Annotated in this window: 20 protein-coding genes; 9 read left to right on the forward strand and 11 right to left on the reverse strand. The window is 53.5% G+C overall.

Going from position 1 to position 12,515, the window contains the following annotated elements:
• Positions 1 to 99 precede the first annotated feature (99 nt).
• The 3 genes from guaB (at position 100) to ACOTZF_RS06440 (ending at position 4,657) form a co-directional block, all read left to right on the forward strand.
• Complete coding sequence (gene guaB / locus ACOTZF_RS06430; protein WP_013098265.1) at positions 100 to 1,566, forward strand: IMP dehydrogenase; 1,467 nt, start codon at positions 100 to 102, stop codon at positions 1,564 to 1,566.
• Positions 1,567 to 1,633: 67 nt separating this feature from the next.
• Positions 1,634 to 3,211 (forward strand): glutamine-hydrolyzing GMP synthase, encoded by a 1,578-nt coding sequence (guaA, locus tag ACOTZF_RS06435; protein WP_013098264.1) that lies wholly within the window; start codon positions 1,634 to 1,636, stop codon positions 3,209 to 3,211.
• Between the two features lie 192 nt (positions 3,212 to 3,403).
• Entirely contained in the window at positions 3,404 to 4,657 is a 1,254-nt protein-coding gene (locus ACOTZF_RS06440) for a tyrosine-type recombinase/integrase (RefSeq protein ID WP_129317667.1), read from the forward strand.
• On the opposite strand, the gene ACOTZF_RS06445 is transcribed toward ACOTZF_RS06440, so the two are convergent.
• The 11 genes from ACOTZF_RS06445 to ACOTZF_RS06495 all read right to left on the reverse strand — a co-directional run bounded on the left by ACOTZF_RS06445 (position 4,658) and on the right by ACOTZF_RS06495 (position 9,938).
• A complete protein-coding gene (locus tag ACOTZF_RS06445) occupies positions 4,658 to 5,044 on the reverse strand; it encodes a chromosome partitioning protein ParB (protein WP_129317668.1) in 387 nt (128 codons plus the stop codon).
• Positions 5,041 to 5,688 (reverse strand): MT-A70 family methyltransferase, encoded by a 648-nt coding sequence (locus ACOTZF_RS06450; RefSeq protein WP_129317669.1) that lies wholly within the window; start codon positions 5,686 to 5,688, stop codon positions 5,041 to 5,043. Before ACOTZF_RS06450 ends, ACOTZF_RS06445 begins: the two co-directional genes overlap by 4 nt.
• Positions 5,685 to 5,972, reverse strand: a complete 288-nt coding sequence (locus tag ACOTZF_RS06455; protein ID WP_129317670.1) for a DUF4406 domain-containing protein — start codon at positions 5,970 to 5,972, stop codon at positions 5,685 to 5,687. The genes ACOTZF_RS06450 and ACOTZF_RS06455 overlap by 4 nt, the downstream gene beginning before the upstream one ends.
• A complete protein-coding gene (locus ACOTZF_RS06460) occupies positions 5,969 to 6,127 on the reverse strand; it encodes a DUF1317 family protein (RefSeq protein WP_129317671.1) in 159 nt (52 codons plus the stop codon). The genes ACOTZF_RS06455 and ACOTZF_RS06460 overlap by 4 nt, the downstream gene beginning before the upstream one ends.
• Positions 6,120 to 6,416 carry a PerC family transcriptional regulator gene (locus ACOTZF_RS06465; protein WP_060578442.1) on the reverse strand — a complete coding sequence of 99 codons (297 nt, stop codon included), beginning with the start codon at positions 6,414 to 6,416 and terminating at the stop codon, positions 6,120 to 6,122. Before ACOTZF_RS06465 ends, ACOTZF_RS06460 begins: the two co-directional genes overlap by 8 nt.
• Before the next feature lie 109 nt (positions 6,417 to 6,525).
• Entirely contained in the window at positions 6,526 to 6,774 is a 249-nt protein-coding gene (locus ACOTZF_RS06470; RefSeq protein ID WP_129317672.1) for a helix-turn-helix transcriptional regulator, read from the reverse strand.
• 48 nt (positions 6,775 to 6,822) lie between these two features.
• Complete coding sequence (gene recT / locus ACOTZF_RS06475; protein ID WP_129317673.1) at positions 6,823 to 7,845, reverse strand: recombination protein RecT; 1,023 nt, start codon at positions 7,843 to 7,845, stop codon at positions 6,823 to 6,825.
• A 9-nt stretch (positions 7,846 to 7,854) separates the two neighbouring features.
• Positions 7,855 to 8,754: a YqaJ viral recombinase family protein gene (locus ACOTZF_RS06480; protein ID WP_129317674.1), complete on the reverse strand. Its 900-nt coding sequence runs from the start codon at positions 8,752 to 8,754 to the stop codon at positions 7,855 to 7,857.
• Positions 8,751 to 9,050, reverse strand: a complete 300-nt coding sequence (locus ACOTZF_RS06485; protein WP_129317675.1) for a hypothetical protein — start codon at positions 9,048 to 9,050, stop codon at positions 8,751 to 8,753. The genes ACOTZF_RS06480 and ACOTZF_RS06485 overlap by 4 nt, the downstream gene beginning before the upstream one ends.
• The gene (locus ACOTZF_RS06490; protein WP_162843058.1) at positions 9,047 to 9,196 is read right to left on the reverse strand and encodes a hypothetical protein; all 150 of its coding nucleotides are present in this window, start codon (positions 9,194 to 9,196) and stop codon (positions 9,047 to 9,049) included. Before ACOTZF_RS06490 ends, ACOTZF_RS06485 begins: the two co-directional genes overlap by 4 nt.
• A 151-nt stretch (positions 9,197 to 9,347) precedes the next feature.
• Positions 9,348 to 9,938, reverse strand: coding sequence for a helix-turn-helix transcriptional regulator (locus ACOTZF_RS06495; RefSeq protein ID WP_129317676.1), 591 nt, complete (start codon positions 9,936 to 9,938; stop codon positions 9,348 to 9,350).
• Positions 9,939 to 10,092: 154 nt separating this feature from the next.
• Between ACOTZF_RS06495 and ACOTZF_RS06500 the strand changes: the two genes are divergently transcribed.
• The 6 genes from ACOTZF_RS06500 (at position 10,093) to ACOTZF_RS06525 (ending at position 12,500) form a co-directional block, all read left to right on the forward strand.
• Entirely contained in the window at positions 10,093 to 10,323 is a 231-nt protein-coding gene (locus ACOTZF_RS06500; protein ID WP_129317677.1) for a hypothetical protein, read from the forward strand.
• A gap of 147 nt (positions 10,324 to 10,470) precedes the next feature.
• Positions 10,471 to 10,674, forward strand: coding sequence for a hypothetical protein (locus ACOTZF_RS06505; protein WP_047050345.1), 204 nt, complete (start codon positions 10,471 to 10,473; stop codon positions 10,672 to 10,674).
• On the forward strand, positions 10,671 to 10,859 hold the full coding sequence (locus ACOTZF_RS06510) for a hypothetical protein (RefSeq protein WP_063132197.1): 189 nt from the start codon (positions 10,671 to 10,673) through the stop codon (positions 10,857 to 10,859). Before ACOTZF_RS06505 ends, ACOTZF_RS06510 begins: the two co-directional genes overlap by 4 nt.
• A 6-nt stretch (positions 10,860 to 10,865) precedes the next feature.
• Complete coding sequence (locus tag ACOTZF_RS06515; protein ID WP_421636057.1) at positions 10,866 to 11,756, forward strand: DnaT-like ssDNA-binding domain-containing protein; 891 nt, start codon at positions 10,866 to 10,868, stop codon at positions 11,754 to 11,756.
• A gap of 10 nt (positions 11,757 to 11,766) precedes the next feature.
• The gene (locus ACOTZF_RS06520; protein WP_129317678.1) at positions 11,767 to 12,030 is read left to right on the forward strand and encodes a DUF977 family protein; all 264 of its coding nucleotides are present in this window, start codon (positions 11,767 to 11,769) and stop codon (positions 12,028 to 12,030) included.
• A gap of 128 nt (positions 12,031 to 12,158) precedes the next feature.
• Positions 12,159 to 12,500: a hypothetical protein gene (locus ACOTZF_RS06525; RefSeq protein ID WP_060578423.1), complete on the forward strand. Its 342-nt coding sequence runs from the start codon at positions 12,159 to 12,161 to the stop codon at positions 12,498 to 12,500.
• Positions 12,501 to 12,515: the final 15 nt, after the last annotated feature.

Consider the following 12,515-nt stretch of genomic DNA (forward strand, 5'->3'; position numbering starts at 1 on the left):
GGAGTGCAAGGTTTTTTTATAAAAAAGTGTGGATGCAATCGGTTACGCTCTGTATAATGCCACGGCAATATTTAACCACCCAGGTCAGAGATATTGCCCATGCTACGTATCGCTAAAGAAGCACTGACGTTTGACGACGTCCTCCTCGTTCCCGCTCACTCCACCGTTCTGCCGAATACTGCCGATCTCAGCACGCAGTTGACGAAAACCATTCGCCTGAACATTCCTATGCTCTCTGCGGCAATGGACACCGTGACTGAAGCGCGCCTGGCTATTGCCCTGGCACAGGAAGGTGGCATTGGCTTTATTCACAAAAACATGTCTATCGAGCGTCAGGCTGAAGAAGTTCGCCGCGTGAAGAAGCATGAATCCGGCATCGTATCCGATCCACAGACCGTTCTGCCAACCACCACCCTGCACGAAGTGAAAGCCCTGACCGAACGTAACGGCTTTGCCGGTTACCCGGTGGTGACCGAAGAGAACGAGCTGGTGGGTATCATCACCGGCCGTGACGTGCGTTTCGTGACCGACCTGAACCAGCCGGTTAGCGTATATATGACGCCAAAAGAGCGTCTGGTGACCGTGCGTGAAGGTGAAGCGCGTGATGTCGTCTTCGCAAAAATGCACGAAAAACGCGTTGAGAAAGCGCTGGTTGTGGATGCGAACTTCCACCTGCGCGGTATGATCACCGTTAAAGACTTCCAGAAAGCAGAACGTAAACCTAACGCCTGTAAAGACGAGCATGGCCGTCTGCGCGTTGGCGCTGCGGTTGGCGCAGGTGCCGGTAACGAAGAGCGTGTTGATGCGCTGGTTGCCGCAGGCGTTGACGTGCTGCTGATTGACTCCTCCCACGGCCACTCCGAAGGCGTTCTGCAACGTATTCGCGACACCCGTGCGAAATATCCTGATCTGCAGATCATCGGCGGTAACGTGGCGACGGGCGCAGGTGCTCGCGCGCTGGCTGACGCAGGTTGCAGCGCGGTGAAAGTGGGTATCGGCCCAGGCTCCATCTGTACAACCCGTATCGTGACCGGTGTAGGTGTTCCACAGATCACTGCGGTTTCTGACGCGGTGGAAGCGCTGGAAGGCACCGGTATTCCGGTCATCGCAGACGGCGGTATCCGCTTCTCTGGCGACATCGCTAAAGCGATCGCCGCAGGTGCTTCCGCGGTGATGGTTGGCTCCATGCTGGCAGGGACTGAAGAATCCCCGGGTGAAATCGAACTCTACCAGGGCCGTTCTTACAAATCTTACCGCGGTATGGGCTCTCTGGGCGCGATGTCCAAAGGTTCTTCTGACCGTTACTTCCAGACCGATAACGCCGCTGACAAACTGGTGCCGGAAGGTATCGAAGGGCGCGTTGCCTATAAAGGCCGTCTGAAAGAGATCATTCACCAGCAGATGGGCGGCCTGCGCTCCTGTATGGGTCTGACCGGCTGTGGTACCATTGACCTGCTGCGTACTAAAGCGGAATTCGTACGCATCAGCGGTGCGGGTATCCAGGAGAGCCACGTTCACGACGTGACGATCACCAAAGAGTCCCCGAACTACCGTCTGGGCTCCTGATAAGTTTCCGCGCCCGGCTCATGCCGGGCGCTCTGTTTTTGTTTCACTTGCCTCGGAATTAGCGTCAATGACGGAAAACATTCATAAACATCGCATTCTCATCCTGGACTTTGGTTCTCAGTACACTCAGTTGGTGGCGCGTCGCGTGCGTGAACTGGGCGTTTACTGTGAACTGTGGGCGTGGGATGTCACGGAAGCACAGATTCGCGAATTCAATCCTAGCGGCATTATCCTGTCCGGCGGCCCGGAAAGCACCACCGAAGAGAACAGCCCGCGCGCACCGCAGTACGTGTTCGAAGCGGGTGTGCCGGTATTCGGCGTCTGCTACGGTATGCAGACCATGGCAATGCAGCTGGGCGGCCATGTAGAAGGCTCTAACGAGCGTGAGTTTGGCTATGCACAGGTTGAAGTGGTGAACGACAGCGCGCTGGTGCGCGGTATCGAAGACTCCCTGACCGCAGACGGCAAACCGCTGCTGGACGTGTGGATGAGCCACGGCGATAAAGTGACCGCTATCCCGTCCGACTTCGTGACCGTTGCCAGCACCGAAAGCTGCCCGTTCGCGATTATGGCGAACGAAGAGAAACGCTTCTACGGCGTGCAGTTCCACCCGGAAGTGACCCACACCCGTCAGGGTATGCGCATGCTGGAGCGCTTCGTGCGCGATATCTGCCAGTGTGAAGCGCTGTGGACCCCGGCTAAAATCATCGACGACGCCGTTGAGCGCATCCGTCAGCAGGTTGGCGATGACAAAGTCATTCTCGGCCTGTCCGGTGGCGTTGACTCCTCCGTAACCGCGATGCTGCTGCACCGCGCTATCGGTAAAAACCTGACCTGCGTATTCGTGGACAACGGTCTGCTGCGTCTGAATGAAGCCCAGCAGGTCATGGACATGTTTGGTGACCACTTCGGTCTGAACATCGTTCATGTGGAAGGCGAACAGCGCTTCCTGGACGCGCTGGCCGGTGTCAACGATCCGGAAGCCAAACGTAAGATCATCGGCCGCGTCTTCGTGGAAGTGTTCGACGAAGAAGCGCTGAAGCTGGAAGACGTGAAGTGGCTGGCACAGGGCACAATCTACCCTGACGTGATCGAGTCTGCGGCATCCGCAACCGGTAAAGCACACGTCATCAAATCTCACCACAACGTGGGCGGCCTGCCGAAAGAGATGAAGATGGGTCTGGTTGAACCGCTGCGTGAGCTGTTCAAAGACGAAGTGCGTAAGATCGGTCTGGAACTGGGTCTGCCGTACGACATGCTCTACCGTCACCCGTTCCCGGGGCCGGGTCTGGGCGTGCGTGTGCTGGGCGAAGTGAAGAAAGAGTACTGCGACCTGCTGCGTCGCGCGGATGCTATCTTCATCGAAGAGTTGCACAAAGCTGACCTGTATAACAAAGTGAGTCAGGCGTTCACCGTGTTCCTACCAGTTCGCTCCGTCGGCGTTATGGGCGATGGCCGTAAGTACGACTGGGTTGTTTCCCTGCGTGCGGTGGAAACCATCGACTTCATGACCGCGCACTGGGCGCACCTGCCGTATGACTTCCTGGGCCGTGTGTCTAACCGCATCATCAACGAAGTGAACGGTATTTCCCGCGTGGTGTATGACATCAGCGGTAAGCCACCGGCTACGATTGAGTGGGAATGATGTATAGCTAGTTCATAGCACATCATATCTATTCAATATCCTCTCTAACCCTCTGTAATTGCAGAGGGTTTTTGTTTATATCTACTCATATCTATTCACTCTACACCACATTTTTCGACGGTACAGGTGACGGTATTACCCGAAAGGTATAATCTCATACCGACAAAAACATGGATGCATTACGGGTGAATTGTGCTTACCGATACCAAACTGAAAAACCTGAAGCCGCAGGAGAAACTGTACAAGGTTTCAGACCGTGACGGCCTGTATGTCGCCGTGCTCACGTCAGGCTCTGTCTCGTTCCGCTACGACTACCGAATCAACGGTCGCCGGGAAACACTGGTGATCGGCCAGTACGGTCGTGACGGTATCAGCCTGGCGGAAGCGCGCGAGGAACTCATTGCAGCCAAAAAGATGCTGAAGTCAGGCCAGTCGCCTGCTGCGGCAAAACGTGACGGTATCAGGCAGATCGCCGGGGCCGAAACATTCGCGGTATATACCGACGCCTACATGAAATATGTCACCCTGGCCGACAGCACCCGCGCCATGAAGCAGGCGGTTATTGATCGGGATATCCTCCCGGCGCTCGGCAACAAGATGATGACTGAGATAACCACCAGAATGGTGCGCGACCTTTGCGATCGTATCGTCGAGCGTGGTGGCCGGGCGACGGCGATTCAGGTCAGGGAGATAATCAGCAGTGTGTACCGGTACGCCAACGACCGCGGACACGGCCTGTTCAATCCGGCGGCCGACATTAAGCCATCATCCATTGCCATGTTTAAGCCGCGCGAGCGCACGCTGTCGCCTGAGGAGATTGGCATATTCTTCCGCTCTCTGGATGACGTCGGTGCGATGGGCACAATGAAGATGGCACTGAAGCTGGTACTGCTGACGCTGGTTCGCAAAAGCGAATTCACTTACGCGACGTGGCAGGAGATCGATTTCAGGAACTGGACATGGACAATACCAGCCGACCGAATGAAGGCCAGGCGGGCACATGTGATTTATCTGCCTAAGCAGGCGCAGGATTTACTGATTGGCCTGCAGATGTGTGCTGGTGGCAGCGAATACCTTGTTCCCGGGCGCTACAACTTCCGCAAGCCATTATCGAACGCCGCGCTGAACTCCCTTATCGACCGGACCGTGGAAGCCATTAACAAAGACGGCGAGAAAATACAGGACTTCACGGTGCATGACCTGCGCCGTACGGCCAGCACGCTGCTGCACGAAGCGGATTACCCGTCAGACTGGATAGAGAAAGCGCAGGCGCACGAGCAGAAGGGCGTTCGCGCGGTGTACAACAAAGCGGAGTATGCCCGGCAGCGCGCCTATATGTTGCAGCAGTGGGCAGATATGGTTGATGCCTGGATAGCAGGGGAGCACACCGATCTGGTGCCGTTCTCCCCGTCGAAGTTTGAGAGGTGGATGGAAGGGCAGAGTTAGTCAACCAAGCACCCACTGATTACCAGCGTGGACGTGAAATTTGCTACTGGTATCCGGCAATAATAAATTCGTGACGACTTCACCATTATCAACATAGTAATAATTACTATCGGTAACGTTATTGATAAGAAATGCCTCTCTTTCTCTTTCTGGCATTGAGTCCAGTATTCTCTTGGCCTTTTTGCCAACTGGCCGAAAGTCTGGATCAACTCCAGCCAAGCGAGAGGCCGCGAAGTTGTGATGTCCATCCATTATTATTGTGTACTGAACGCCACGAAGAACCACTGGGTATACGTTAACGATGAAGCGTTTAAACCTTACCGCTCTGTCATTAACTTTTTCCATATCAAGATAACGCTGACTGCTTATCAATTTTCCATTAATCATGCCGCACGCTCCCGGCCCTGGTTGTCTGTTGGTGAAAGCGGTGCATCTCCGAATGCTCGAGTCAATCCAGCGATATCCAGCGCGTAACCAGGGTGCAACTGCACCGCCGGTCCATCGCATTGGTTTCCCCATACGTCGAAGCCATGCGACGACTGGCGGGCGAAAAGCTCAATGCGCGGCACATCGCCCAGCAATTGCACCAGTTTTTCCCGGATGACGTCAGGCTTGCGCGAGTTCTCCAGGCGTGGCGCCGTGACATGCTGGCAGATAGAAGCATCCATGCGAGCAGGAAGTTTCCCGCGTACCGCAAACAGGCAGTCTTCGCTGTTCGCCCGGGTCATGTGCCCCATGCCGATCGCGCTGTTGCCTTTGCGCTTATTCGTTTTGTGCCAGGTGAATCCCTTCATCGTCATCAGGCGGAATCCCCACGCTTCGACAACCTTCAGCGCTTCAACCGGCTGCGTCGGTACCCACCACATAGCCAGCAGGCAATCTTCGGCAGCCAGATCCCACACAGGCAGGCGGCAGATATCCAGCACGTTCATTACCGGATATTTGAACCCGGCGCCGCGCTCGCCATCGGCTGCCTTGTCACGGTAAACCCAAGGCGGATCAGCGTAGATAAGAGTGTATTTTCCGGTCATGCCAAGTGCTCCATAATTACGTCAAGACCAAGTTTTTTGGCAAATGCGTGTTCGGCTATTGCACCTGCTGATTTTTCCCATCCACGGAGCATTAAAATTGCATCAGCGGCGCGAATCATAGCGAAGCAGATATCCATATATTGCAATTGGCTTAATCCGTCAGGTAGAACTGCAGGGCAAAGCACAATATGACCCTGGTTCATCAGCGATATGTGTTGTTTACGAAACGCATCACGGTTGAAGTCAGGAATACCTGTCATTGGACCAGCGATATAAACTTTCATGCTGCCACCTTCTTGCTGTTCATCAACTCAGCCAGGCGCTGAGCCTTCAATGGGTTTCTGATAACCTGGCCGCCGGGTGCCAGCCACCCGCGGCGCAAAGTCGAATAAATTAGAGTGATGCTGCCTACTCGGATACTGTCGTGTGGGTCAGTCATAGACCACCCCGCGACATCCGATCCCGCTGTAGTCCAGGTGCGGCGTGCGGTTCCCTTTAGTGATGCACTGCTGGCGGCGCACCGCGATGCGGGCGCGCTCAACTTCACCGACGGCAGCGTCCAGGCACTGGAGCCACAGGCGGGCCGCGATGCGATAATGACCCAGTCGCTCGCGAGCAATAGCCCGGCTTTCGATCTCCATTGCTTCTGGCGTTACTGCCACCACTCTTTCAACACGGCGCTGCGAGACGTAGTCTTCGTGATAGCGCTCAAGCTTCGTCTTTTTCATCTGATCCAGACCTCTCAACTGATTACCGCCGCCAGCCACATCAGGTAGGCGACCACGGCCAGACACAGGTAAACGTCTGACCATCTGCTGACATGCTTCTTCAGCGCCGTCATGCTGCTGCGCTCACCGGGCGATAAACGCGGCGGTCAACTGGCGGCTTTTTTCCGGTGAACGTCGCCGGACTTGCCGCCTTGCGTTTATCCAGCCATGCTTCAACTTCGCTCTGGTCCCACGCGCAGCGGCGGTCGGTGATCCAGAAACGGGACGGGAATTCTCCGGCCTGTTCCAGGCGGTCAATCGTGCTCCATGACAGTGGCACCACCTCAAGGAGTCTTTTCTTACCCAATGCACCTTTCATAAATACCTCTCTTGGTTGCAGGTGTGGCGCCGTGGCGCCACGGTGGTGTTATTCGAATTCAGGACGCATATCGTTAAGCGTCGTCATGAATCCCTGGTGGTATTCTTCACCGAGCTTTTCAGCCATGGCGTTGATCTCGTCTTCGGCACGCTTAAACATCGCCTTTGCGTCTGCTTCGGATGAATCAAGGCTGTTCAGAATTGCGCTGACGTATTCCCGCGCCTCTTCGCGATCAGAGTCAGAAACCACCGTCAGGCTCTGCTGCTCATCATCAACAACGGAATACTCGCCGGTGATAACTGCTGCGTTATCCTGGCTCAGGCCAGCTTCCGCGCGTTCATCCATCACAACAGCTTTTTGCAGTTCGATAGAGACAGGCAGGTATTTGAACAGGCGGCGGATCACCGTCTTTTTCGCCATTTCTTCGAAGTGGTCAACCCACGGACCGCTGCTGCCGGCTTTACTCAAAGCACGTACTTTTTCAACGTCTGCCCGGCTCATGACTTCGAACTGGACGCCGCCATCTTTCAGGCGTGCTACGGCGTAAACATGGGTCAGTTCGCCGCGGTCACCGGTTTCGCAAGGTGAGTGCTCGAGCGTTTCTTCCAGGCCGTATGAGTAGCTGAATTTGTCATTTATATGGACGGTGCGCGCTGAGATGCTCAGGATCTGCCCGGAACGGCGGGCAAGGTCAATCATCCCGCGATAGCCGATGATGAGCTGAGCTTCGGTCGATACCGTTTCCCAGCGGCCATTAACTTTCTGCCGCTTGTCGAACGGAATCAGGTACGCGTGGCCAAGTGCGCCGCCCGGCTCAAGCCCGAGCTGAGCGCATTGCATAATTGCCCCGAGGAAACTGGCCTGGTCGCATGCTGCCAGTTTTGGAACCTTGCGGATCTCAGTAGTGGCGATTCGTGCCAGTCGGTCAGCTGTCATGTGCTTTGGAAGAGCCAGAGCCATCTGAGCCTTAATTTTTGGATCAGCGAGAAGCCCAGCCAGGGTGGTAGGTTTCTCGTTATGCTGCGCAACCTGGTTTCCGGTCGCTGCTGCCTTAAGTGCGGTGGTAGACATTTTTTCTCCTTACTTCATTCTGAAAACGCGTGATGTCGTTGCTGTTTTGAATTTTTCGTACAGGTCAGGGTGCTCAACCTGGAATAATTTCTGATCGAAACGGTTGCTTACCTGAGATTTCCATGTGCAAATCGGTTTCCCGTCGAGCGTCAGGATTGAGTGCTCCTGCATGTACAGTTTCAGCTTCTCTTCCGATATGGCGATTTCTGCTTCCAGCGACTTGCAGCGTGATTTCATGTCGCGCAGGTCGTTGAACAGCGCAAGGGCCTTACCGTCTGCCTCAATGCTTGAACCGGCATCCTTTTCAAACATCAGAGAAATATCGCTGACGGTTGTTGCCTCCGGCGGGTTCAGGTTTATCACCCGGTCCCAGAAAGCAACCTCTTTCTCCAGAATGGCCTGAATGGTTTCCTCATCACGCTCAACGCGATAAATACGGAAATCGTCACCGCCTATCAGGACGCCGAATACGCATACCTGCTTCCCTGTTACCATCAGCCCATGCATGGCCTGCGCCGTGTAATGCACAGGGATCGCATCTGTCTGAACTTCTCCCCATTCCTTAGCTTTGAACGGGCTAACCGTTTTTATCTCGATGTTCTCGCCGGTAGCCGCTTCTGCATCGATCTCAGCTGCGATAAAGCCGTAATCGCGATGGATATACCGGTTGCCGCGATGGATAATTTCGAGGCCTGTCTCTTCAGAAAGCAGGTCAATTACGTATGGCTCCATACGCTGGCCACGCGTGAAAACTTTCTGCTTTGAAGGATCTACTGGCTTGATGCGTGGCTGAACCTTATCCAGATACACCTCAAGCGGAGTGCGCCACGGGCTAATCCCGAGAATACCGGCGACATCACTGCCGCCGAGGTATTTGGTCCTGTCCATGCTGCCGGCGTTCTGCATCATGCCGCGCTCCTCGCCGTGTCCAGCTGGTCAGCCAGATCCCACTTCGCGATGATGCTGGTCAGCGCGGCCTGGTACGCTGCGAGGGCCTCTTCGAATTCCGGGTTCATCATCAGCTCTTCCAGAATCTCGGTGCGCACGCCTTTGCGCTCCAGCTCGTAGAAAGGTTTCTGCAGCTGGTGATGCTTAATGGCGTCGATCAGCTCCACCTGGCGCTCGTAGTGCATCTGGCTCAGCTGGTAATCGCTGTCGATGCTGTTCATGATTTTTTTCAGGTTATTAATCTGCTGGATGTTCACTTGCTCACCCCCATATCCATTTCAGTTTTGACCGCCATCTTGGTGACAAACGCCCAGTTGATGGCCTCATGCAGAGTGCGGCACTTTGTGCTCATCAGCCCGCACGCCGTAACGCAGTACCAACCGTTGATGATTTTCCACTGCATAATTCGTTACCTCAGTGTTACCGTTGGGGTAATAATTATCCTTATGTGGTTTGAAGTCAATAGGTATGATTATAAAAAATTACCTAAGAGGTAATTTTAAGGGCAATAAAAAAGCCGCTCAAAGGCGGCTTAGTATCTGAAATGTATGGTTTTACTCTTGCGTTTTACCGTTCTGAACAATCACAAAATCGACGTAGCTCTCAATCTTGCTTTTCTCGCTTTCAGGTAACAATGCGTAGCGGGCCCGGTCGTAATGGATGGTTGCCGGGTCGCGTGGATGGATGAGCAGCTCATATCCGCGGCGCCCGAACGCGCTGGCGATGGACTCCAGGGTGGAGATTGATACGCTAACCTCATTGTTCAGCATGCGGTTGATTGTCGCCTGGGCAACTCCGGACACTTTCGACAACTTGCCCTGAGATGACAGGTCGCGGTTGTTCTGCATCCATGCTTCGAGGTTATGCGCCGCCAGCTGGCCAATGTCGGAAGGGGTGATCTCCTCCTGGGGGATGGCAACAGCAGATAGTGAGTGGTCGACGTCCAGCCAGTTCGATGGCTTATTCGCCGCCTTCTCAATCTTGCGCGCCACCGTGTCGCCGACAACCTTCTGCCCGCGGGCCCAGCGGTTCACCAGGTTTGCCTGAGTTCCCAGTTTTTCCGCCAGACGAGTCTGCACCCCGTTAAAGTCACGGTCGATGATATCGTTAATATTCTGCCTGCGGATATCCTGAATACTTTTCATGCTCTGGTGAATCGCCTCATATATGAATTAGTTAGTGTGCCAATTAAAAGCGAATTTACCCCACAGGTAAATGCACCTCACAGGTAACAAACCTTGATTTTTATTACCTTCTGGGTGAATATTTGTTATCTGAAATTAATATCAGGCAATAGCTATGAGCGAGAACGAAAAATTCGACTTCAAAAAACACTGGTTGCAACTCACTCCTGATGAGCGAAATGCCTTTGCTGAAGAGGCCGGAACGACCAGCCACTACATCCAGACGCATCTGACAGGCCGCCGGAAAATGCCCGGTAAGACATTGATGAATGGGCTGTTTAAGGCATGCAAACAACGCGGGTGGGTAAGAACAAAGCCGGAACTGGCTATCTTCTTCTACGAATAAAACCTCCTTCAATCCCCCATCAGGCCGCCTTCTGGCGGTCTTTTCATATCTATTCAGTCCTCTCAGGTAATAATGATCCGAATATGGTTGATCTTTTTTCGGCCATCGCACAAAATTACCAAAGATAAATTTCAAAGAGAGGTGCAAATGAAGCGATTAACTCAGCGTGAAGCTCTCGAAATGGGCCTCGCCAGGTTCTACACCGGCAAGAAGTGCATTCACGGGCATGACAGCGAGCGCTACACCCTCAGCGGTGAATGCGTCAAGTGCAACAACGAGCGGGCTCGACGCCAGCAACAATTGCGTTCAGATAAATTAAAGGCAGCCAGAAAGGCGCGGGAGGCAGCATGAAGATTTTTTTCTCCGGTTCCAGTGCTCAATTATGCATTGAAGCAGAGTCAGAAGAAGAAAAGGCGATGCTCATTATGTGGCACCGGCTGAACATTTCAGATCAGACAATGTACTGCGACATGGTTGATACTGGTTGCTTCGCTGGGTTGCGCCTTTGTGGAATCACTGATCTCGAGAAAGAGTAGGTTCATATGGCTAATCAATGGCTACGTCTTTGGCATGATATGCCTAATGACCCGAAGTGGAGAACCATAGCGAGAATATCAGGTCAACCGATAGCTCTTGTTCAGGCCGTTTATGTCCACCTTCTTGTTAGCGGGTCACAAAATGTCACGCGAGGTCACGCTGATGTCACGAACGAGGATTTGGCGTCACATTTTGACGTGACTGAGTGTGACATAGACGCTGTTATTAACGCCATGCAGGGCCGTGTTTTGGATGGAACATACCTTACAGGGTGGGAGCGGAGACAGCCTAAAAAAGAGGACCGTGGCAATGATGAAACAGGAGCAAAATCAGCAACTCAGAGAAAAAGAGAGCAGCGTGAAAGGCAGCGGATGCGGCAACAAGAAAGCAATGAGTCACGGAAATGTCACGACAAGTCACGAAATGTCACGACAGATAAAGAAGAGATAAAGAGAAGAGAAGATATAAAAGATAAACCCCACATAGGGGGCGAGCAAAATTCACCTGTGGATAACTCTGCTGGTGGCGCTGAACCAGATCCGGATGCGAACAACGCGATGCTGAATGGCTACGTTGCTCCGGGTGGAATGGGTGAGTTTGGGAAATTCCAGATGCACGACGACTGGAAGCCGGATCCGCAGTTCATCAGGCGAGCTTCTCAATGGGGCATAAACCTGAAGGCGGAGATCACGCCGTTCGAGCTGGCAGACTTCATCACTTACTGGAAAGCGGAGGGGAAGGCATTTCACCACGACCAGTGGCAGCAGAAGCTGGCGAGAAGCGTGCAGCAGTCCAGGGCAAGGCCCGTTGCCATGCAGCAGCGAAGGGATATCAACGACGTACCAGAGCCTGACAAGACCATTCCGCAGGGATTCAGGGGATACCAGGCCACATAGTGAGGTTTCCATGGCAAGACCAAACACGTACTCAGAACGTAAGACAGCCGTCAGGCGGATCATCACCGCTGCAAAAGAGCGCGGCAGGATAACAACCAGGCAGGCAGCAGAGATTCTCGGCCTCCACCTCAACACTGTAGAGAAATACTTCAGAGACGCAGAGAAGAGCGGAGAGGTAATACGTCACGGGAAATGTGGACTGTTCAGGGATTACAGGGCCACGATTGATTTCGATATGGAAAGGTTTTCAAGGCAATACGGGAAATGGAAGTAGTAAAGCAGAAGCACCAGCGCGGCAGCGCATTTTTTTACGCCAGTATAATTACCTTGCAGGTAACAAAATATGCGCATAGCTATTGATTTTAACTTTAATGTGGATTTAAATTACCTAAGGGGTAAATCATGAGAAAGCAGTTACAGGCTCTTGGTCGACTCAAGACAGGCCAGATGAACAAGACGGAAGAGGCTTATGCCGAGCACCTGAAGCGCATCACCGGCACTGTCATAGCCTGGTACAAGTTCGAAGGCATCAAGCTGCGACTGGCTGACAACACGTTCTACACGCCGGACTTCGCAGTAATGCTCACCACCGGTGAGATGGAGTTGCACGAAGTGAAAGGGTTCTGGACTGACGACGCCAGGGTAAAAATCAAGGTCGCCGCCGACATGTACCCGTTCACGTTCAGAGCGCTCAAGCCAATACCAAAAAGCAAAGGTGGTGGCTGGAACTGCGAAACGTTCTGAATCGACGATCCTTTT

The sequence above is a fragment of the Enterobacter cloacae complex sp. SHL021 genome (assembly GCF_049237765.1).
Taxonomy (GTDB): Bacteria; Pseudomonadota; Gammaproteobacteria; order Enterobacterales; family Enterobacteriaceae; genus Enterobacter; species Enterobacter cloacae.